Origin of the sequence: Sulfitobacter mediterraneus (genome assembly GCF_003054325.1) — a bacterium.
In the GTDB taxonomy this organism is placed as follows: domain Bacteria; phylum Pseudomonadota; class Alphaproteobacteria; order Rhodobacterales; family Rhodobacteraceae; genus Sulfitobacter; species Sulfitobacter mediterraneus.
This window is the reverse complement of record NZ_QBKU01000006.1, coordinates 230,296-250,723: the sequence shown is the minus strand read 5'-3', so window position 1 is coordinate 250,723 and position 20,428 is coordinate 230,296. Positions and strand designations below refer to the sequence as shown.

The 20,428-nt window shown below is 59.4% G+C and carries 22 protein-coding genes and 1 riboswitch; of the genes, 10 read left to right on the top strand and 12 right to left on the bottom strand.

Annotation, left to right across the window (positions count from 1 at the left end; translation table 11 throughout):
• Positions 1 to 11: 11 nt before the first annotated feature.
• The 3 genes from C8N31_RS12065 to C8N31_RS12055 are packed head-to-tail and all read right to left on the bottom strand — an operon-like array spanning position 12 to position 2,545.
• Entirely contained in the window at positions 12 to 551 is a 540-nt protein-coding gene (locus C8N31_RS12065) for a hypothetical protein (protein WP_025049532.1), read from the bottom strand.
• Positions 548 to 1,456, bottom strand: a complete 909-nt coding sequence (gene mreC / locus C8N31_RS12060; RefSeq protein ID WP_025049533.1) for a rod shape-determining protein MreC — start codon at positions 1,454 to 1,456, stop codon at positions 548 to 550. The genes C8N31_RS12065 and mreC overlap by 4 nt, the downstream gene beginning before the upstream one ends.
• 42 nt (positions 1,457 to 1,498) lie before the next feature.
• On the bottom strand, positions 1,499 to 2,545 hold the full coding sequence (locus C8N31_RS12055) for a rod shape-determining protein (protein WP_025049534.1): 1,047 nt from the start codon (positions 2,543 to 2,545) through the stop codon (positions 1,499 to 1,501).
• Positions 2,546 to 2,717: 172 nt separating this feature from the next.
• Here C8N31_RS12055 and C8N31_RS12050 point away from each other — a divergent pair, with 172 nt between their 5' ends.
• Complete coding sequence (locus C8N31_RS12050; protein ID WP_025049535.1) at positions 2,718 to 3,302, top strand: VOC family protein; 585 nt, start codon at positions 2,718 to 2,720, stop codon at positions 3,300 to 3,302.
• A gap of 337 nt (positions 3,303 to 3,639) precedes the next feature.
• Here C8N31_RS12050 and C8N31_RS12045 read toward each other — a convergent pair whose 3' ends face one another.
• Positions 3,640 to 5,208, bottom strand: coding sequence for a 2-isopropylmalate synthase (locus tag C8N31_RS12045; protein ID WP_025049536.1), 1,569 nt, complete (start codon positions 5,206 to 5,208; stop codon positions 3,640 to 3,642).
• A gap of 305 nt (positions 5,209 to 5,513) precedes the next feature.
• On the opposite strand from C8N31_RS12045, the gene C8N31_RS12040 reads away from it, so the two are divergent.
• Positions 5,514 to 6,179, top strand: a complete 666-nt coding sequence (locus tag C8N31_RS12040) for an SDR family NAD(P)-dependent oxidoreductase (RefSeq protein WP_025049537.1) — start codon at positions 5,514 to 5,516, stop codon at positions 6,177 to 6,179.
• Entirely contained in the window at positions 6,173 to 7,702 is a 1,530-nt protein-coding gene (locus C8N31_RS12035) for a cryptochrome/photolyase family protein (RefSeq protein WP_037918898.1), read from the top strand. The genes C8N31_RS12040 and C8N31_RS12035 overlap by 7 nt, the downstream gene beginning before the upstream one ends.
• A 1-nt stretch (position 7,703) precedes the next feature.
• Here the strand turns inward: C8N31_RS12035 and C8N31_RS12030 are convergent, their stop codons facing one another.
• The 3 genes from C8N31_RS12030 to C8N31_RS12020 all read right to left on the bottom strand — a co-directional run bounded on the left by C8N31_RS12030 (position 7,704) and on the right by C8N31_RS12020 (position 8,870).
• Positions 7,704 to 8,129 carry an acyl-CoA thioesterase gene (locus C8N31_RS12030; protein ID WP_025049539.1) on the bottom strand — a complete coding sequence of 142 codons (426 nt, stop codon included), beginning with the start codon at positions 8,127 to 8,129 and terminating at the stop codon, positions 7,704 to 7,706.
• 76 nt (positions 8,130 to 8,205) lie between these two features.
• Positions 8,206 to 8,550 (bottom strand): antibiotic biosynthesis monooxygenase family protein, encoded by a 345-nt coding sequence (locus C8N31_RS12025; RefSeq protein WP_025049540.1) that lies wholly within the window; start codon positions 8,548 to 8,550, stop codon positions 8,206 to 8,208.
• Positions 8,547 to 8,870, bottom strand: coding sequence for an NIPSNAP family protein (locus tag C8N31_RS12020; protein WP_025049541.1), 324 nt, complete (start codon positions 8,868 to 8,870; stop codon positions 8,547 to 8,549). The genes C8N31_RS12025 and C8N31_RS12020 overlap by 4 nt, the downstream gene beginning before the upstream one ends.
• 70 nt (positions 8,871 to 8,940) lie before the next feature.
• Between C8N31_RS12020 and C8N31_RS12015 the strand changes: the two genes are divergently transcribed.
• Positions 8,941 to 9,624 carry an ArsR/SmtB family transcription factor gene (locus tag C8N31_RS12015; RefSeq protein WP_025049542.1) on the top strand — a complete coding sequence of 228 codons (684 nt, stop codon included), beginning with the start codon at positions 8,941 to 8,943 and terminating at the stop codon, positions 9,622 to 9,624.
• Here the strand turns inward: C8N31_RS12015 and C8N31_RS12010 are convergent.
• The 4 genes from C8N31_RS12010 to C8N31_RS11995 form a co-directional block, all read right to left on the bottom strand.
• The gene (locus tag C8N31_RS12010) at positions 9,621 to 10,421 is read right to left on the bottom strand and encodes a CE1 family esterase (protein WP_025049543.1); all 801 of its coding nucleotides are present in this window, start codon (positions 10,419 to 10,421) and stop codon (positions 9,621 to 9,623) included. The two genes, C8N31_RS12015 and C8N31_RS12010, sit on opposite strands and share 4 nt — an antisense overlap.
• Positions 10,422 to 10,453: 32 nt before the next feature.
• Positions 10,454 to 10,978, bottom strand: coding sequence for a hypothetical protein (locus tag C8N31_RS12005; RefSeq protein WP_025049544.1), 525 nt, complete (start codon positions 10,976 to 10,978; stop codon positions 10,454 to 10,456).
• Between the two features lie 4 nt (positions 10,979 to 10,982).
• Positions 10,983 to 12,641, bottom strand: a complete 1,659-nt coding sequence (locus tag C8N31_RS12000; protein WP_025049545.1) for an NAD+ synthase — start codon at positions 12,639 to 12,641, stop codon at positions 10,983 to 10,985.
• A gap of 91 nt (positions 12,642 to 12,732) precedes the next feature.
• The gene (locus C8N31_RS11995) at positions 12,733 to 13,158 is read right to left on the bottom strand and encodes a GFA family protein (protein ID WP_025049546.1); all 426 of its coding nucleotides are present in this window, start codon (positions 13,156 to 13,158) and stop codon (positions 12,733 to 12,735) included.
• Positions 13,159 to 13,349: 191 nt separating this feature from the next.
• Between C8N31_RS11995 and C8N31_RS11990 the strand changes: the two genes are divergently transcribed.
• The 4 genes from C8N31_RS11990 (at position 13,350) to C8N31_RS11975 (ending at position 18,028) form a co-directional block, all read left to right on the top strand.
• Positions 13,350 to 14,738 carry an MORN repeat-containing protein gene (locus C8N31_RS11990; protein ID WP_051544661.1) on the top strand — a complete coding sequence of 463 codons (1,389 nt, stop codon included), beginning with the start codon at positions 13,350 to 13,352 and terminating at the stop codon, positions 14,736 to 14,738.
• Between the two features lie 21 nt (positions 14,739 to 14,759).
• Positions 14,760 to 15,161: a DUF1801 domain-containing protein gene (locus C8N31_RS11985; RefSeq protein ID WP_025049548.1), complete on the top strand. Its 402-nt coding sequence runs from the start codon at positions 14,760 to 14,762 to the stop codon at positions 15,159 to 15,161.
• 74 nt (positions 15,162 to 15,235) lie between these two features.
• On the top strand, positions 15,236 to 16,573 hold the full coding sequence (gltX, locus tag C8N31_RS11980) for a glutamate--tRNA ligase (RefSeq protein ID WP_025049549.1): 1,338 nt from the start codon (positions 15,236 to 15,238) through the stop codon (positions 16,571 to 16,573).
• 57 nt (positions 16,574 to 16,630) lie between these two features.
• Positions 16,631 to 18,028, top strand: a complete 1,398-nt coding sequence (locus tag C8N31_RS11975; protein WP_025049550.1) for an MATE family efflux transporter — start codon at positions 16,631 to 16,633, stop codon at positions 18,026 to 18,028.
• Here C8N31_RS11975 and C8N31_RS11970 read toward each other — a convergent pair.
• A complete protein-coding gene (locus C8N31_RS11970; RefSeq protein ID WP_025049551.1) occupies positions 18,008 to 18,562 on the bottom strand; it encodes a gamma-glutamylcyclotransferase family protein in 555 nt (184 codons plus the stop codon). The two genes, C8N31_RS11975 and C8N31_RS11970, sit on opposite strands and share 21 nt — an antisense overlap.
• Before the next feature lie 96 nt (positions 18,563 to 18,658).
• Positions 18,659 to 18,747, top strand: a riboswitch (glycine riboswitch).
• Positions 18,748 to 18,900: 153 nt separating this feature from the next.
• Here C8N31_RS11970 and gcvT point away from each other — a divergent pair.
• Together gcvT and gcvH are read left to right on the top strand one after the other, a co-directional pair.
• A complete protein-coding gene (gcvT, locus tag C8N31_RS11965) occupies positions 18,901 to 20,025 on the top strand; it encodes a glycine cleavage system aminomethyltransferase GcvT (protein ID WP_025049552.1) in 1,125 nt (374 codons plus the stop codon).
• A gap of 19 nt (positions 20,026 to 20,044) precedes the next feature.
• Complete coding sequence (gene gcvH / locus C8N31_RS11960; RefSeq protein WP_025049553.1) at positions 20,045 to 20,404, top strand: glycine cleavage system protein GcvH; 360 nt, start codon at positions 20,045 to 20,047, stop codon at positions 20,402 to 20,404.
• Positions 20,405 to 20,428: the final 24 nt, after the last annotated feature.

Genomic DNA, 20,428 nt, shown 5'->3' with positions numbered 1-20,428 from the left:
TGTCTCCCCTGTCAGGCCCGTTGGCCGTGGGCATCCAGATCACCCGGCGCGGTTTTGCGCACCCGCATCAGCCCATGGGTGATCAGAACGACCAGTGGATAGAATAGCAAGGTCATCCCCAGTTCGGAAAGGACCAGTGGCAAATGCGGCACCTCAACCAGTGCAACGGCCAATAGCAGCCGGTTCGCCACCATCACCATGATGATCACAATGCCCACCGTCAGCCATTCCACTGCAAAACTTGAATCGCGCAGGTTGCGGCCCCGCGACTTGAGGTTTTCACACCCCATCAAAGCCAGCAATGCCCAAAGACCGGGCGGGCGCTGTAACAAGAGATCCGCCATCAAGAACGCCAAGGCCAGCGCCAACGCCGGCACATACTCTGGCCGCCGCAAGGACCAAGCACAGGCAAAAGCCAAAAGCAGATCCGGCCCTGTCCAGCGGCTTGGCGTGGTGGTGAGCGGCAGCAGGTGAAAGAACAGGATCACCAGCGCCAGAAACAAAAACGCCGCCCGCATCAGCCAAAGCCGGGTTTGCGACAGATCGTTCATGGCTGATCATCCGTTTCGGCGTTGTCTTGCCCAGCTGGCAATGGGCCACTGTCGGTGATCACCTGCGCCGTGTCCGAGACCTGTTCGTTGCCGTGGTGCCGCAGCACCCGCAAAAATTCGAGCCGTTCATAATCGGCGGCCAAACGCACCCGCAGACGTCCGCCCGGATCAGCGGCAACCTGGCCGATCAACAGACCTGCCGGGAACACGCCCCCATCGCCGGAACTGATCACCCGGTCGCCGGGGCGGACCAGATCGGGGTTCTCCAGAAAATCGACCGGCGGTGCGGCGGTGTTGTCACCGGCCACAATCGCCCGTTGGCCAGAGGGTTGGATGATCGCGGGAATACGGCTGGAGGCATCGGTGAGCAGGATCACCCGTGCGGTGTTTTTGGCGACGCCAGAAATGCGGCCAACCAGCCCGATCCCATCCATTGTGGCCCAACCATCAACCAGTCCATCGCGTGCCCCTACATTCAACAGCACGGATTGCCGGAACGGTGATCCGCTGTCAGCCAGCACAACGCCGGTGATGAAGGTCAGGCGCGGATCAAGCCGCACGTTGTTGAGGTCCAGCAGTCGGGCGTTTTCCTGCTCAAGCTGCAGCGCGGCCTCTTTCCAGGCCTGCATCTGGCGCAATTCGCTGCGCAATTCGAGGTTCTGGTCGGCCAGCCGTTGATAGCTTTGATAATCCCGTAAAAGGTTGATTGTGCCGGTGACCGGCGCCATCGCCCAATCCAGATTGGGCACCAAACGGTCGGTGATCTGGGCGCGAAACCGCTCCACGCGCGGGCTATCGATCCGCCACAACAGGAACACCGCCGCCAGCACCAGCACCAGCACAGCCAAGAGCAACCGGCGCAGCGGGCCGGTGTAATCACTGGACTGGGAACGGTCTTTGGCCATGGGGTGTTACGCTCCTGACCGGGGGGCCGGTGGGTGTTGCAGTTAGCTGTCGTAGTCGATGGCGTGGCGCAATTGTTTCTCGTATTCCAGCGCCTTGCCTGTGCCAAGCGCCACACAATTGAGGGATTCGTCCGCGATAGACACGGCCAGACCTGTCTGCTCGCGCAGCGCCAGATCCAGATCACCAAGCAGCGCACCACCGCCCGTCAGCATCACACCGCGATCTACGATGTCTGCGGCCAGATCTGGCGGGGTGGTTTCCAGTGCGGTCATCACCGCCTCGCAAATCTGCTGTACCGGTTCGGCAAGCGCTTCGGCGATCTGTGCTTGCGTGACTTCGATCTCTTTTGGCACCCCATTGAGCAAGTCGCGCCCACGGATCTGCATCGAGGTGCCGCGCCCGTCGTCGGGCATCCGTGCAGTGCCGATAGAGGTTTTGATCCGCTCGGCTGTGGTTTCACCCACCAACAGGTTCTGCTGGCGGCGCAGATAGCTGATGATCGCTTCATCCATGCGGTCACCCCCCACCCGAACGGAGCGGGCATAGACGATATCGCCCAGTGACAGCACCGCCACCTCGGTTGTCCCGCCGCCGATGTCCACTACCATGTTACCAGTTGGATCGGTGATCGGCATCCCAGCGCCAATGGCCGCTGCGATGGGTTCTGCAATCAGGCCGGCGCGGCGGGCGCCTGCAGACAGAACCGATTGGCGGATTGCCCGTTTTTCAACCGGCGTGGCACCATGCGGCACGCAGACAATGATCTTGGGCTTGGAAAAGGTGGAGCGTTTGTGAACCTTGCGGATGAAATGTTTGATCATTTCTTCGGCGGTGTCGAAATCGGCAATCACACCCTCACGCATCGGACGAATCGCTTCAATGCTGCCGGGTGTCCGGCCCAGCATCAACTTGGCATCCTCGCCCACGGCCAGCACTTTCTTGACGCCATCCTTGACGTGATAGGCCACCACAGATGGCTCTGACAGGATGATACCTTTGCCTTTGACATAGACCAGCGTGTTGGCCGTGCCGAGGTCAATTGCCATATCGGACGAAAACAAACCGCCGAGGTTTCCAAAGATATTCATCAGGTCGCGCACCTTGTTAAAGCCATAATGGCCCGCGACTCTGACAGTGGCGGGCTGGGGGTTCTTATAGGCCCGCACAAGGGCAGGTGAAAGGGGTTTGGCCAAGACATTCGGCATCTTGTCGCCGGTGCCCTATATTGGAGGGCAAAGCGGTATCAAAGAGAGGCCTGAAATGAAGAAAATTCAAAGCTTGGGCGTGCATCACATCACCCTGACCGGCGCAGACCGGCAAAGCTCGATCGACTTTTGGGAGGGGGTGCTGGGCATGCCCTTTATCTTTGACCAGCCCAATCTGGATGACCCCAACGAAGGGCACCTCTATTTTGATCCCGGTGACGGGCGGCTGATCACAATCTTTACCAACGAAGAGCGCAAACCGGTGCACAAACGCACCCCCACAGATCCGGGTTGTGTGCATCATATCGCATTCGAAGTGGACCGTGCGATGTTCGATCAGATCACCGACCGGTTGGAGGCTCGCGGGATCGGTCATTCCGGGGTCAAGGACCGCGGGTTCATGCATTCGGTCTATTTCAAAGATCCATTGGGATTGCTGATTGAATTGGCTTGTTATGCCTTTATCCCGCCGCGCGGGATCAGCCATGCCGAAGTGATGCTGGAGGCGCATAAATTGCGGGTCGCACGTGGAGCCAAAGCGATTGAACGGGAACACCTGGCCGATGCATCTGTCCTGATTGTGGAACGTGCGCAGAAATCGCTAAGTGATGATCGCGAACCAAAGAACCCCTATCGGTAAGGGTTCGGGCCATTGGCATGGCCCGACCGGTCGGGGGGCTTTGCCCCCCGAACCCCCCAGGAATATTTTTGGCCTACAAAAGAAGGGATTGAAGAGTCCTAACTTTTGTTCAGTTTTTCTTAAGGCTTACCGAAGAGGTTAAGAATTGCGGTACAGGCGGGGACGCCGATGGCCGTGCCTGCGGAAGAAGCACTGCTTTTTTCGGCCGGGGGGCGCATGTCGTTCCCCGGCGTATCCGTGGCAGCCTACTTCTTCTCTTTTGCAGGTCAGATATATCTCGGGGGTCCGGGGGCCGCGCCCCCGGTGGATCGGACCGCATTTGCGGTCCGAAGCCATTTTAGCTCACGTCTTTGTAGCTGACCTCTCGCTTGTCGGTGCCGCCTTTCTCACGGCGGACCAGCAAACGGTTGAGCGCATGGATATAGGCGCGGACCGAGGCCACGACCGTGTCGGTGTCTGCCGATTGGCCTGTCACAATGCGCCCGTCCTCTTCCATGCGAACAGACACCGTGGCCTGCGCATCTGTACCTTCGGTCACCGCATGCACCTGATAAAGCTGCAAGCGCGCATCGTGGGGCACCAGTGCCTTGACGCAATTGAACGCCGCATCCACCGGGCCATCGCCGGTTTGCTCGGTGCTGTGCTCCTCGCCGTTCACGTCCAGCACCATCCGCGCCTGATTTGGGCCTTCGGTGCCGCAGATCACATGCATGGATTTGAGCTTGATCTGGTCCGCGTCGCTGTCGGTTGCGGTGCGCATCAGGGCGATGAGGTCGTCGTCATAGACTTCCTTTTTGCGATCGGCGAGTTCCTTGAACCGCACAAACACATCCTTGAGCTGGTTGTCGCCCAATTCGAACCCGAGGTTTTCGAGCTTGGAGCGCAACGCCGCGCGGCCCGAATGTTTGCCCATGACGATGTTGGTTTCGGTCAGGCCCACGTCTTCGGGGCGCATAATCTCGAACGTTTCGGCGTTCTTGAGCATGCCGTCCTGGTGGATGCCGCTTTCGTGGGCAAAGGCGTTCTTGCCCACAATGGCCTTGTTAAACTGCACCGCAAAACCCGACACCGTCGCAACGCGGCGCGAGATGTTCATGATCTTGGTGCTGTCGATGCCTGTTTGGAACGGCATGATGTCGTTGCGCACTTTCAGTGCCATCACGACCTCTTCGAGTGCGGTATTGCCCGCGCGTTCGCCAAGGCCGTTGATTGTGCATTCGATCTGGCGGGCACCTGCCTCAACGGCGGCAAGGCTGTTGGCTGTCGCCATGCCCAGATCGTTGTGGCAATGGGTGGCAAAAATGATCTCATCCGCGCCGGGCACGTTTTCAAGCAATTTGGCGATCAGATCGGCGCTTTCGCGCGGGGCGGTATAGCCCACGGTGTCGGGGATGTTGATCGTCGTTGCGCCCGCCTTGATCGCGATCTCGACCACCCGGTAGAGATAATCCAGCTCGGTCCGGGTTGCATCCATCGGCGACCATTGCACATTGTCGCAAAGGTTGCGGGCGTGGGTCACGGTCTCATGGATCCGGTCGGCCATTTCGTCCATTGTGAGGTTCGGGATGGCGCGGTGCAGCGGCGAGGTGCCGATAAAGGTGTGAATGCGTGGCTGCGGCGCGTGTTTCACGGCCTCCCAGCAGCGGTCGATGTCGCCAAATTGTGCCCGGGCCAAGCCGCAGATCACGCTGTTTTTTGACAGGCGGGAAATTTCGCTGACGGCATTGAAATCTCCATCGGAGGCGATGGGAAAACCGGCCTCAATGATGTCAACGCCCATTTCGTCCAGAAGCCCAGCGATCTCGAGCTTTTCGGCGTGGGTCATGGTCGCGCCGGGGGATTGTTCGCCATCGCGCAACGTAGTGTCAAAAATCAAAACGCGGTCTTGTTTGGATGTATCTGTCATGTCTGGGTCTTTCTTGTCTGCTTAAAATCCATTGGCGCGCGGCACATCCCTCTGAGCGGGCGCGCCGGAATGGCACGCTCAGAGGCGGATTAGTAGCAGCAGGTTGGCACGCAGCATGGCCGCGCAGGGGCGCGGCGGTGTTGGGATATGGGCGGCGTGTGTCATGGGGCGTAGTTATACCCGTGCATTTGCAAATGGAAAGGGGGTGAATGATCTTTGTTGCTGTGAGAGCAGCGGGTGCGGAATTGAGTTTTTTTGGCCAAATGAAACATTGATCCGCGCATTTGCACCGCTAGTTCCGGGATATGAAAGATGTTTTGATCATTGGGGCCAGCGGCGGGATCGGTTCGGCACTGGTGCAGGCGCATCAGGCACGCGGGGATCGTGTGGTGGGCCTGTCGCGGTCCGGCGACGGGTTCGATGTGACGGATCCTGACAGTGTTGCGCATCATTTGGGGCGGCTGGCGGGGCCGTTTGATCAGGTGATTGTCGCCAGTGGCGCGTTGGAGATTGGCGGCGCAGCGCCGGAAAAGACCATTCGTGCGGTGCGCAAGGACGCGATGATGGATCAATTTGCGCTCAATGCGGTTGGTCCGGCGCTGGTGCTGGCTCAAGCGCATCGCTTGCTGCGCAAGGATCGCCGCGCGGTTTTTGCGATTTTGTCGGCGCGGGTAGGGTCCATCGGCGACAATAGTTTGGGCGGCTGGATCAGCTATCGCAGTGCCAAGGCGGCGGTGAACCAGATTGTCCACACAGCAGCGATTGAATTGTCCCGCAGCCATCCGCAGAGCATCTGCGTGGCGCTGCATCCGGGCACTGTGGCGACCCCGTTTACCCAGGCCTATCTGGGCCGCCATCCCGCCGTACCAGCGGAGGAAGCTGCGCAAAATCTCATAGGTGTTATGGATGGCCTGACGCCTGCACAAACTGGCGGTTTTTTTGACTGGGCGGGCAGCGAGGTGCCGTGGTGAGCCGGTTGATTTTGGTGTTGGGGGACCAGTTGTCGGAAGGGCTCAGCGCCTTGGCTGAGGCGGACAAGGGCAGCGATATTGTTGTCATGGCCGAGGTTGCGGATGAGGCCGGATATGTACGCCACCATCCCAAGAAGATCGCATTGGTCTTTGCTGCAATGCGCAAATTTGCGCAGGCGTTGAAAGAGGACGGATGGGATCTGCGCTATACGCAGTTGGACGACACGCACAATGCTGGCTCCATCGTCGGAGAACTGCTGCGCCGGGCGGAAGAGACCGGGGCGCAAGAGGTGATCTGTACCGAGCCGGGCGAATGGCGGCTGATTGATAAGCTGAAGTATGCGCCGATCAAGGTACAGATGTTGCCTGATCATCGCTTTCTGGCGTCCCATGCTGATTTTGAGGGCTGGGCCGAAGGACGCAAAGCCTTGCGAATGGAATATTTCTACCGCGAGATGCGGCGTAAGACCGGGCTGTTGATGGAGGGCGATGACCCCGCTGGCGGGCAGTGGAATTATGATCACGACAACCGCAAGCCTGCCCCTGATGACGTAGATCATGACGGGCCTATGCGGTTCGAGCCGGATGCCCAGACGGCAGAGGTGCTGGATCTGGTTGAGGCCCGCTTTGCCGATCATTTTGGTGATCTTTATCCCTTCGAATTTGCGACCACGCGAGCGCAGGCACTGGAGGCTTTGGATCACTTCATCACTCATGCGCTGCCGAAATTCGGGGATTATCAGGATGCCATGTTGGAAGAGCATGAAACCCTCTATCATGCGGTGCTGTCGCCCTATCTGAACATTGGATTGCTGGGCCCAATCGAGATCTGCCAAGCGGCAGAAAAGGCGTGGCAGGATGGAAGCGTACCGATCAACGCCGCTGAAGGGTTCATCCGCCAAATCATCGGTTGGCGCGAATATGTGCGGGGCATCTATTTTCTGGAAGGGCCGGATTATGTCACCCGCAACGCCCTGCGCCATGACCGGGATTTGCCTGACTTCTATTGGGGCGCTGAGACAAATATGAACTGTATCGCCCATGCGGTGCGCCAGACCAAGACCAGCGCCTATGCCCATCACATTCAGCGGCTTATGGTGACGGGCAATTTTGCCCTTTTGGCCGGGGTGGACCCCGCGCAGGTGCACGAATGGTATCTGGAGGTTTACGCCGATGCGTTCGAGTGGGTCGAGGCACCCAATACCATCGGGATGAGCCAGTTTGCCGATGGCGGGGTCATTGCCTCCAAGCCCTATGTGTCATCGGGGGCCTACATCAACCGGATGTCGAATTATTGCAAAGGTTGCGCTTACAAGGTCAGCGTGAAAACCGGCGAGGGAGCCTGCCCGTTTAACCTGCTGTATTGGCATTTTCTGGACCGGCATCGGGACCGGTTCAAAGACAATGCGCGGATGGGCAATATGTACCGCACATGGGACCGCATGGATGCGGACCGGCGCGAAACCGTTTTAATAGATGCGCGCAAATGGCTCAAACGTTTGGACGCGGGCGAGGTGGTTTGACCTAGGCGCCCTCGTCCGTGACCAGCCAATCGTCCAGCGTTGCCTTCACGGCATCTGGCCATGCCACCGAGGTATGTTTGTCCAGATCAGAGGCCGCAAGAACCTGCGTACTGTTCCAGCGCTTTTCGCCTTTGCAACTGATCTCATGCTTGAGCGTCACGGAGGATCGACCCACGCGCACCACACGTAATTCAAACGTCAGGGTTTGACCAAACAGCGACGGGATCGAGAAATCGCAGGTCAGGTGAACCGTGGGCGTGCCCCAGCGTTCTTTCCAGATGATCTCGTGCCAAGGATAGCCGATGTGCGCCCAGTATTCCTCGTTCACGCCGTTGAGCAGATTGAGGTAGGAGGGGAAATAAGCGGTGCCGGATATATCGCAATCGCCAAAGCGCAATTCGCGGTCGGTGACAAATACCTTGCCCATGTTGCACGGCTCCTTCCTGTGTTGGTCCGGCCCCTGTTTAGCGTGAAACAAGGGCCAGTCACAATGCGGCGCAGGATCAGCCGTGGCTGGCGCGGCTGTCGTCTGGTGCTTGATCCCGGTCTGCGAGGCCATAGTCGCGGATCACATGGGCGATCCGCAGATGATAGTCGGTAAAGATCCCCGCCCGCCCTTTGGCCTGGGCCTTGCGATGCGCGGTCAGCTTGCGCCAGTTCTGCACGGCTTCTTCATCGCGGAAAAACGAAAGAGACAGCAGCTTGTCCGGGTTGGTCAGGCTTTGAAACCGTTCAACAGAGATAAACCCCTCCACCTGATCGACCAGCGGTTTCATCTCGGCTGCAAGGTCGAGGTAGTCGCCTTTGCGGTCAGGATGCGGCATCACTTCGAAAATCACTGCAATCATTTGGGCGCTCCATGCGGGGTGGACACCAGTTTGAGAAAGGTCCGGTCCTCGCGCAACAGGAATTTCTCGGACTGGGCAAACTCATAATTCTCGCGGCCCAATGGATCAGCGGCAAGCCGCGCGCGATAGGCCTCATATGCGGCCAGATCAGGGATGTTGTAGATGCCATAGGCCAGCGTGCTGGACCCTTCGTGCGGGGCGTAATAGCCGATCAGATCTGCGCCGCAGCGCGGGATCGCCTGCCCCCAGTTGCGGGCATAGTGTTCAAAGGCGGCTTTCTTGGTGGGGTCGATGTAGTACTTGATGATACAGGTCAGCATGGGTGTCTCCTTGTTGCTGGCCCGGTTCTAGCGGATTGATCGGCGGCAATGCTTCGGCTATGGTCGAAGTATGAAAGACGGCCCAGACATATCCCGCATTGCGGCGCTGATCGGTGATCCGGCCCGCGCCAATATCCTGACCGCGCTGATGGCGGGCAAGGCCCTGACCGCCACCGAACTGGCCGGTGAGGCGGGTGTGACCGTGCAAACCGCCAGCGCCCATCTGGCCAAGCTTGAGGCGGCGGAGATGATCCAATGCCGCAAGTCGGGGCGGCACAAATACTTCACCCTTGGCAGCGATGACGTTGCTCATGCGCTAGAGGCGTTGATGGGTCTGGCTGCGGGTGCGGGGCACTTGCGCACCCGCACCGGCCCCCGCGATGCAGCACTGCGGGAGGCGCGGGTTTGCTACAGCCATTTGGCAGGTGAAAAGGGCATCACGCTTTATCAGGGTCTATTGGCCCGCGGCATGCTGCATGAGGCCGAAGAGGCCGTGACCCTGACCGCAAAAGGTGAGGTGTTCCTGACGGATTTTGGCATCGATCTGGCGGCACTCAAACGCAGCAAGACGCCGCTGTGCCGGTCCTGTCTGGATTGGAGCGCCCGGCAAACCCATCTGGCGGGCAGTGTCGGACGGGCCATTCTGGCACAGATGCAGACCCTCGGTTGGGCACAGCGTGAGGATGGCACACGGGTGGTCCGGTTCTCACCCGAAGGTGAGGCCGCATTTCAAGATGTTTTTGGCCGGCTTTAAAGCTGACCTTTGGCCTTCAGCCGCTTAAGCGCATAGCCAAGGTGTTTGGTGCTGAACGAATGCCCACCCGGAAACAGGCAGTATTCCAGAATGCCTCCGGGGGCGTTTGCACGGGTTTCACAAGACAGGTTCAACGGCTGGCTTTGCGACGGATTCCCGAAATTTCCAAAGCTGCGGTAGTGGGTCAGGGCGTCCATCACCCGGCCCTGATGTGTCCCGCCAATAGGCCGGCCGTTCAATGGCACCGTGCGGTCGGCATCGCCGTGGACATGGACAATGCTGCGGGCCGGTGCGGAGCAGTCTGCGGGCGGTTCCTTCCAGTAAGTGCCGGAAAACGGCACAAAGGCGGCGAAGGGTTCGGGGTGCAGGCAGGCCAGATACCAAACCATCATGCCGCCCGCGCTAAACCCGCTGGCGACCACACGGGCGGGGTCGATGTCAAAACGGGCAACAGCATCGGCAATGACCGCGTCAAAATAGGCAAACTCCGCCGCGCCGGTGCTGTCCATGGTGCGCGGCCCGTTGGGCAGGTTCCATGATCCGTTCACACCCTGCGCGGCGATCAGGGCCATTCCCGCCTCCGCTGCCACCCGCCGCAAGGCGCGGTTGCGCATCACCCCTGCCGCGCTGCCGCGATAACCGTGTGACCAGATCAACGCGCCTGCAGGGGCCGCGCCATCCTGCGATTGGGGCAATGAGATCCGGTAGGATCGATCACCGATGACACAATCACTGTCGGGGCCGCAAGCAAAGGCCGGGGCGGCAAGCAGGCTGAAAAGGAGGGCAAGAATACGCATGACGGGCAGAGTGCAACGCATGCCGCCAAGGCTCAATTCACATCCCCGTGCACAGCCTTTGCATGCAGGGCCTTGGCCTCTGCCGCCAGATCCTCCACGGATCGGTCTTTCAGGATCAGTTCAGGAATAACGATATGATGGCCGGTGCTGCGCCCGTTGGACCAAGAGGTCAGCCGCCGCCAAGCGGTTTGCCGGTCCCGAAAGGCAATGGGGTCATGCAGGGCAAAGCCCAGAAAACGATGCCCCTTCTGGCCGGTGATCACGCTGATATCCCTGATCTCGGCCCATTCTGCCGGTTCGGCGTAGTAGCCAGAGATGCCATTTTGATCCATGCGCAGCGCCAAAGGCGCACGCAGGGCAACACCGGCAAAGTAGAACGCCAACGCCGCACAACCGGCCCCTACTGCGAACGTGACAAAAGGCAATGCGTCCATCGGGGCGTCGCGTGTCAGAACCAGACCAAAAAAACCCAAACAGAACGCCGCCAGCACCGCAAAGGAACCCGCGATCATCAGCGATCTGCTGCGCCGGATCGGAACAAGGATCGGCGCCGTCATCGCCTTAACTCGGATCGCGCCAGCGGTTCACAATCGGATAGCGCCGGTCCAACCAGAACGCGCCTTTGGTCAGACGTGGGCCGGGGGCGGACTGGAACCGCTTGTATTCGGAGATGTAAATCAGATGCTCGACTTTCTTGGCGATATCCCGGTCAAATCCGGCGGCAACACAATCCTCAATCGACCCGTCTTGATCCACGAGAATATCAAGGATCGCGTCCAGCACCGGATAATCCGGCAGGCTGTCGCTATCTTTTTGATCTTCGCGCAACTCGGCGGTGGGCGGTTTGGTGATAATCCGGTCCGGGATCATCTCGCCTATCGGCCCCATCATCCAGTCGCGGTGATTGGTGTTGCGCCAGCGGCAGGTCTCAAACACGCGGGTTTTGTACATATCCTTGATCGGGTTGTAGCCGCCCGACATATCGCCATAAATCGTGGCATAACCCACCGCGACCTCGGATTTGTTGCCCGTGGTCAGCAGCATTTCACCAAATTTGTTGGACATCGCCATCAACAACAATCCACGCAAACGGGACTGGATATTTTCCTCAGTCAAACCGGGTTCTAGACCCTCAAATAGCGGTGCCAGGGTGTTGGTGATCGCACCGCGACCCTCGGCAATCGGCACATAGTCGTAACGGCAGCCCAGAGCCTCGGCGACCGCCTCAGCATCATCAAGGGATGCTTGCGATGTATATTCAGACGGCAACATCACACAGCGCACATTGTCCGCGCCAAGGGCATCCACGGCGATGGTGGCCACAATGGCGCTGTCGATGCCGCCGGACAGGCCCAGCAACACCTTCTTGAACCCGGTTTTGCGCATGTAATCGCGCAGGCCCAGCACCATCACGCGGTAATCCTGTTCCCAGGCATCCGGCAGATGCGCCAGGTCTTGTTGGACCACGCGCCAACCTTCGGGGCCGCGTTCCAGATCGACATGGGTGATCTGCCGTTCAAACGCGGGCAGTTGCATGGCCAGTTGCCCGCCGGGGTTCAGGGCAAAGGACGCGCCATCAAAGACCTGATCATCCTGTCCGCCAATCATGTTGAGATAGATCAGCGGCAGGCCGGTCTCGATCACCCGCGCGACCATCACGTTCATGCGGGTTTCCATCTTGTTGCGGTAATAGGGCGACCCGTTGGGCACCAACAGGAACTCCGCGCCCGTTTCTTCTAGCGTTTCGGCCACATCGGGGTGCCATGCGTCCTCGCAAATCGGCGATCCGATGCGGGTGTTGCCAACGGAATATGGCCCGCCCAATGGTCCGGCATCAAAGATGCGCACTTCGTCAAAAACGGTCTCGTTGGGCAGATTGTATTTGAGCGACCGGCTGGCGATTTTGCCGCCTTTCAGGATCAGATAGGCATTATACAGCGCGGTGCCTTCGGCCCACGGCGCACCAATGGCCAGTGCGGGCCCATCCGCACAATCGGCGGCCAGTGCCTCAATATGGGTCATCACATCCAGCTGGAACGCGCGTTTCATCACCAGATCCTGCGCGTTGTAGCCGGTGATGAACATTTCCGGCAGGGCGACCAGATCAGCACCAGCCTCTTTGCCAGCCTGCCAAGCCTCGCGGGCCAGCGCGGCGTTGCCCGCCAAATCCCCGACGGTTGGGTTCAACTGACCCAATGTGATGCGAAACCGGTCTGCCATGCGCTGCCTCGATAGATAAATACGTCTGCACTGTGATGTAGCAGATCATCGGCGGGGGAAAACCCCAATCGCGCCCAAGCGTTGCGCCCGATCAGCGCGGTGGCAGGCGTTCAAAGGCGGGAAGGCCATCAGGAACCAGATGAAAGGGCTGTTGGTCCACCATATAGATCGCCGCCTTGGCTGCGCCAAATTGTGATGGCTCATCCAGCGTGCCAACCTTGAGGACCACATGATCCCGCGCGGGCAGTTTGGTCAGGATATGGGTGCCGCATTCACCGCAGAAACAGCGGGTGACGGCCCCTTCCAGATTCGAACGGGTGAATTCCTGTGGGTTGCCTTTGGTCCAGCGAAAGCCATCCTTGGGCATCATCATAAAGTAGTTCGGTCCACCGCCCGAAAAATACTGGCATTCGCGGCAGTGGCATTGCGCCTTAAAGACCGGTGCGCCTTCGGCGGCATATGCCAGCGCTCCGCAGTAACAATGGCCTGTGTATGGGGTTTGGGTGTCATCGGTCATAAAAACCTCCTGTTTGCGACAGCCTAGGCGGCTTTTTCCAGCGGGTCGAGGGCCGCAAACCGCGCCACAACCGACCTCGACAAAAGACGATTGCCCCCTTTGGTCCCTTTGCATAGGCTACCGCTCAAAGGCCGCAGGGGGTGCGGCCCAAACCGATCCGGCGCAGTTTCGCGTGAAAAACAGGTATGTCCATGTCGCTCCGTTCTTTGTTGCTTTGCCTTTCGCTGTTGCCTTTGCCTGTCTTGGCACAGGAGGCGCAGGTCCAGACCAAACAATATGAAGACGGTGGTATCTACGAAGGCAGTTTTCGTGGCGGGTTGCAGCACGGTCAGGGCAGCTACAAACTGCCCAATGGCTATGAGTACAGTGGCAATTGGGAAGACGGGGAAATCAAGGGCGAAGGCGTCGCCCGCTTTCCCAACGGATCGGTCTATGAGGGCAACTTCGCCAAGGGCAAACCGGACGGGTTTGGCAAGATCACCTTTGCCGATGGCGGCACCTTTGAAGGTGAATGGGAGGCCGGCGCGATCATGGGGCAGGGCGTTGCGCTTTATGCCAATGGGGTGCGCTATGAGGGGCAATTCCGCAATGCCAAACACCACGGCAAAGGCGTGATGCAAAGCCCGGGCGGTTATGAATACAAGGGTGATTGGGTGGATGGGGCCAAACACGGGGTTGGCACGATCACCTATCCCGATGGGGCGGTCTATGATGGTGATATCCGCGAGGGTAAACGCCACGGCACCGGAACGCTGACAATGCCGGACGGCTTGATTTATGTCGGATCATGGAAAGACGGCCAGATCGACGGCACCGGCAAGCTGACCCAAGCCAATGGCGATGTCTATGAGGGCATCCTTGTCAGTGGCCGCCGCGAAGGGCGCGGTAAGGTCACCTATGCCAATGGCGACACCTACGAGGGCAGCTTTAAGGATGACCGCCGCGACGGGCAGGGCACGTTCACCGGGGCTGATGGCTATGTCTACTCCGGCTCTTGGGTGGCGGGGCAGATTGAGGGCCAAGGCACGGTAACCTATCCTGATGGGTCGGTCTATGTCGGATCGTTCCGTAATGATCTGGCGGATGGCGAGGGAAAGATCACCTATCCTGACGGCTCAACCTATGAAGGTGCCTGGGCGGGCGGTGTGATCGAAGGGCAGGGCAAGGCGACCTATCCCAGTGGCGTGGTATACGAGGGCAACTTCAAGAACGCGCGCAACGACGGACAAGGCGTTATGACCTATGCCGATGGCTATCGCTATGAAGGCACTTGGAAAGATGGCCAGCGCCATGGACAGGGCAAAGCAACCTATCCCGATGGCACCATCTATGTGGGTGAGTTCGATATGGGACAGCGTCACGGCACCGGCAACATCACCATGGCCAGCGGATTTGTCTATGAAGGCCAATGGTTCCGCGGCGAGATCGAAGGGCAGGGCAAAGCGACCTATGCAAATGGTGACGTCTATGAGGGCACCTTCAAAGCAGGCAAACGCCAAGGTGCGGGCACCATGCGATATGCCACGGGCGAAGAAGCCAGCGGAGATTGGGAGAACGGCGCGCTGAACGACGGCGGCTGACCAAGCGGCAAAGGACGCACGATGGATGAGGTTGCGGAGTTTCTGGCAAAGGTTGAGCCCCCGCGCCGCCATGCAGAGGCGGACGAACTCGACGCGCTGTTTCGCAAAGTCACCGGCTGGCAGCCACGGTTCTACAAAGGCGGCATGTTGGGGTATGGGCGCTACGATTACACCTACGCCTCTGGCCGCAGCGGCAGCACATTTGCCACCGGATTTGCCCCCCGCAAGGCGAAGTTGTCGATCTACATCATGCCGGGATATGCCAATTTCGATCCGATTTTGGCGCGGCTGGGCAAACACAGCAAAGGCAAGTCATGCCTTTACCTTAACAAGCTGGCCGATGCTGATACAGACGTCCTCGGCGAACTGATCCGCGCTGGTCTCAAAGACCTGAACGGACATTGGCCGGTGCAGCCAACATAGCCCTGCGGCGCAGCTGCTTACTGGACAATTCGGCGGCGCTGTGACAGGTGACCGTTGCGATAGGAGAATACCAAATGTCCAGCCAAACCGTTACCCGTTTTGCCCCGTCCCCAACCGGATATATCCATGTGGGCAACCTGCGGACCGCCCTGATGAACTATCTGATCGCCCGCAAGGCTGGCGGCACTTTCATCCTGCGGATTGACGACACCGATCCAGAGCGCAGCAAAGAAGAATACGTTGATGCGATCAAGGAAGACCTGACGTGGCTGGGCCTGCACTGGGACCGCGTCGAGCGCCAGTCAGAGCGCCTTGATCAATACCACGCGGCGGCGGATGATCTGCGGGCCAAAGGCCGGTTCTATGAGGCATTCGAGACCCCGACCGAGCTGGACCTCAAGCGCAAGAAACAGCTGAACATGGGCAAGCCGCCGGTCTATGACCGCGCTGCGCTGGCCTTGAGCGATGATGAAAAGAACGCCCTGCGTGCCGAACGTGGTGATGGTGTTTGGCGGTTCAAGCTGGATCAAGAACGGATCGAATGGAATGACGGCATTCTGGGCGATATTTCCATTGATGCGGCCTCCGTTTCCGATCCGGTGCTGATCCGTGGTGACGGGCAAATCCTTTATACGCTGGCGAGTGTTGTGGATGACACGGAGATGGGCGTGACCCATGTTGTGCGCGGCTCTGACCACGTCACAAACACCGCGACGCAAATCCAGATCATGCAGGCGCTGGGCATGGGCAATGTGCCAAGCTTTGCCCACCATTCGCTGTTGACTGGCCCCCAAGGTGAAGCGCTGTCGAAACGGCTTGGCACCTTGTCTTTGCGTGATCTGCGCGCGCAAGGCATCCAGCCTTACGCGTTGCTTAGCTTGATGGCGCGGCTTGGATCGTCCGATCCGGTTGAACTGCGCACGGATATGGAAAGCCTGATCGAAGGCTTTGATATCAATCACTTCGGTTCTGCTCCGACCAAATTTGACGTGCAGGATCTGTTCCCGCTGACCGGGCGTTATTTGCAGCAATTGCCGCTTGAGGCCGTGGCAGATGAGATTGCCGCGCTGGGCGTACCTGCGGATCAAGCTGACCGGTTCTGGTCCGTCACTCGCGAAAACATTTCGACCCTCAAAGACCTGAGCGGTTGGTGGGCGATGTTCCGCGATGGCGCCGATCCGGTGATCGAAGAGGGCGATGAGGACTTCATCAAAGAGGCCATGGCGATGCTGCCCGATATGCCGTTTGACGAAAGCACCTGGTCCAACTGGACCGCCGCCGTCAAAGAGGCCACAGGCCGCAAGGGGCGCGGCCTGTTCCGGCCATTGCGTTTGGCCCTGACGGGGCAGGAACACGGGCCGGAAATGGCCGCTGTGATGCCCTTGTTGCAAGTGGTCAAAGCGCAAAAATGATCAGCGGGCCGGGGATCACACATCCGGCCCAAGGCCAGATCAGCGGCGCGACCGCAGATGGCTGATGCACAGGCGAAATTCCTGACCGGCAATTTGTTTGCCCATACTGCCGTGATGGCGTTGACGGCCTCCATCGGTTTGATGGCGGTCTTTGTTGTCGATTTTGTTGATATGATCTTCATTTCGATGCTGGGCAAATCGGAACTGGCTGCCGCTGTCGGCTATGCTGGCGCGATCTTGTTTTTCACCACATCCTTCGGGATCGGATTGGCGATTTCTGCTGGGGCTTTGGTGGCACGGGCGCTTGGATCGGGGGAAGCCGTACTGGCGCGGGAACGCACCACCCATGCCCTGACATATGGGTTTATGTTCAGCATCGTTTTTGCGGTGATCTTTTGGTTGTCTCTGGAATGGATGGTGGCGCTTTTGGGCGCGACCGGGGAGACCGCTGAACTGAGCGTGCATTTCCTGCAAATTGTGGTGCCGAGCGTGCCGTTCTTGATCCTCGGCATGATGGGCAGCGCAGTATTGCGTGCCCACGGCGATGCGCGGCGGGCGATGATGGCGACGATTTCGGGCGGCGTGGTCAACGCGGTGCTGGACCCGATCTTGATATTCGGGCTGGATCTGGAACTGACCGGCGCGGCAATCGCCTCCTTCGTGGCGCGTTTGGTGATTGCTGTCGTTGCGATCTTGCCGTTGATCCGGATCTATGGCGGCATCGTGCGTCCGCGTCTGGCCGGTATGATCCGCGATCTGGCACCGGTGCTCGCCATCGCCTTTCCTGCGATTCTGGCGCAGATCGCCACCCCTGTCGGTCAGGCCTATGTCACCCGCGCGATGGCCGGATATGGCGAAGAGGCTGTGGCGGGTATGGCGATCGTCGGGCGGATGATACCGGTGGCTTTTGGCGTGGTCTTTGCGCTGTCCGGGGCTGTTGGGCCGATCATTGGTCAGAACTACGGCGCGGGCAACTTGGATCGGGTGCGGCGCGGGTTCAACGCGGCGGTCTTGTTCACGGCGCTGGTCACGATCTTTGTCTCTGCGGTGCTCTTTGCCCTGCGCGTGCCGATTGCCAATTTGTTTGAGGCCACAGGCATCACCCGCGATCTGATTTATCTGTTTTGCGGGCCGCTGTCCTTGGCGTTTTTCTTTCCCGGTGTTTTGTTTGTTGCGAATGCGGCGTTCAATAATCTGGGTCAGCCGTTCCTGTCCACCTTCACCAACTGGGGCCGCAATGCGCTGGCACTGATCCCGTTGGTCTGGCTGGGCGCGATGATTTGGGGGCCGCAGGGGGTGCTGATCGGGCAATCCTTGGCAGGGGTTTTGTTTGGCATCGTCGCTTGGGTGCTGGCGCTGCGATGCATCGCGCGGGGCGGCAAGCCCGGCAAAACGGGACAAGAGATTTTTGGCCGCGAGGGGCGTCTGATGGCGCTATTTCAAGCGCGCAGGTAGCCGGTTGAGATGCAGATCCACCAGTGCAGTTTCATCATTGGTGATGGTCTGGTGCCGTGGATAGATCGGGGCGGCACGGTCATCCAGAATAGGCGTTTCCCAGCCTGACGTTGTGTCAAAAAACCGCTGGACCCCCTCATCACCAAATTCGCGCAGAAACCCTTGCACCACCACATCAAGATAGCTGCGCAAGATGCAATGATCGCCACCATCCACGCGGTTTTCGGGTGTGACGCTGTAGTGGGCGATCTGTGGCGCGTGGGGGAGCGGATGCGTTACGGCTCCGTCTGAGTGTTGCCGGTCATAGCCGGTTTCACGCAAATCCAGCGCCGCCCAATCGGCATCGGGCACAGCCGCAATCAATCCGTCGATGGCGCATGCGGGGTCCGGTTCCACGGTCAAAAATACCACGTCGCGCAACCTGGTGCGCACCCATTTGCGCCGCCACCCCTGCAATTGCGCGGGATGCGCATCAGGATAGGCGTGGGTGTTGCGGTTGACGAGGCTGCCATAGCCGAAAAAGTAGGGGGTCATGAGGGTCTGCCCATTGGATTTCCGCCGCAGACAACACCGGAAGCGGCGCAAACACAAGCACGCTTGACGGAATGGTATGCCGCGGCATACCTATAGCCATCCGTCATGGGAGAATCGGCAAAGCGCCGGTGCCGAAGGAGCAACCGCCCCGGAAACTCTCAGGCCACAAGGACCGTGATGGACAAACGACACTCTGGAGAGTGGTGCGAGGATGCACCCGCCGAAGGGATAACGATCTCAGGCGAAAGGACAGAGGGGGCATCGTGGGCCGCATGTCGCGGTGCATTGGTGCCGGTTGATCAATTTTCGACATCCGGTTGAACAAGGGGACACACCGGATGAGCGATCTGAACCGCACACCACTTTTTGATCTGCATGTTGAGCTGGGCGCCAAGATGGTCCCTTTCGCGGGCTATGAAATGCCTGTGCAATATCCGCTTGGCGTGATGAAAGAACACCAGCACACCCGCGATGCGGCGGGGCTGTTCGACGTCAGCCACATGGGTCAGGTGATCCTATCGGGCCAATCATGGCAAGCGGTCGCAACAGCATTTGAAACGCTGGTGCCGATGGATGTGCTGGGGCTGGGCGATGGTCGTCAGCGTTATGGCTTGTTCACCAATGACGCGGGCGGGATCGAGGATGACCTGATGTTTGCCCGGCGCGGCGATGATCTGTTCGTTGTGGTCAATGCAGCATGCAAGACCGCCGATATTGCCCGCATGAAGGCGGCGCTTGAGCCCGAGATCACCGTGACTGCCCTGACGGATCGCGCGCTGATCGCGGTGCAGGGACCGGGCGCAGAGGCCGCGGTCTCCGCGATGGATGCCGCTGCGGCAGATATGACGTTTATGCATGTGCGAGACCTGACACTGGACGGGATCGCGGTCTGGGCCTCCCGGTCCGGTTACACGGGTGAGGACGGCTATGAAATTTCGGTGCCGGACGCGCAGGCCGAGGCGCTGACGCGCAAGCTGTTGGCCCAGGACGGGGTTGAGGCCATTGGCCTTGGCGCACGGGATTCCTTGCGTCTTGAGGCCGGGCTTTGCCTTTATGGGCATGACATTGACGCCACAACCAACCCTGTCGAGGGCGCATTGAACTGGGCCGTGCAGAAGGTACGCCGCCGGGACGGCGACCGTGCTGGCGGGTTCCCCGGTGCCGAGGCCGTGATGGCTGCCTTTGAAAACGGTGCAGCCCGCAAGCGTGTGGGTCTGCTGCCCGAAGGACGCGCACCGATGCGCGAAGGCGTGGCGATCTTTGACGCTGACGCGGGCGGAACGCAGGTCGGCACAGTCACATCCGGTGGCTTTGGCCCGACCTTTGGCGGGCCGGTTGCCATGGGCTATGTCGCCACGGAACACAGCAAAACCGGCACACCGCTTTGGGGCGAAGTGCGCGGCAAACGTCTGCCATTGACGATTGCCAAGCTGCCCTTTGTGGCGGCAAACTTCAAAAGATAATCAACAAGGGAACGACAACATGAAATTTACCGAAGAACACGAATGGCTGCGCGTTGAAGGCGACGAAGTGGTTGTGGGCATCACCATCCACGCGGCAGAGCAATTGGGCGACGTCGTATTTGTGGAACTGCCCGAAGAAGGCACGACCGTCAGCAAAGATGACGAAGTGGTGGTGATCGAATCCGTCAAAGCCGCCTCTGACATTTTGGCCCCGATCGACGGTGAAATCACCGAAGTGAACGGCGCCCTGACCGACAACCCCAGCATGGTCAACGATGACCCGCAGGGCGAAGCGTGGTTTTTCAAGCTCAAGGTCAGCGATGCATCGCAGATGGACGAGTTTATGGATGAAGCCGGTTATCAGGCCTTCATCGGGTAACGCATGATGCCCGCCGGGGATGCC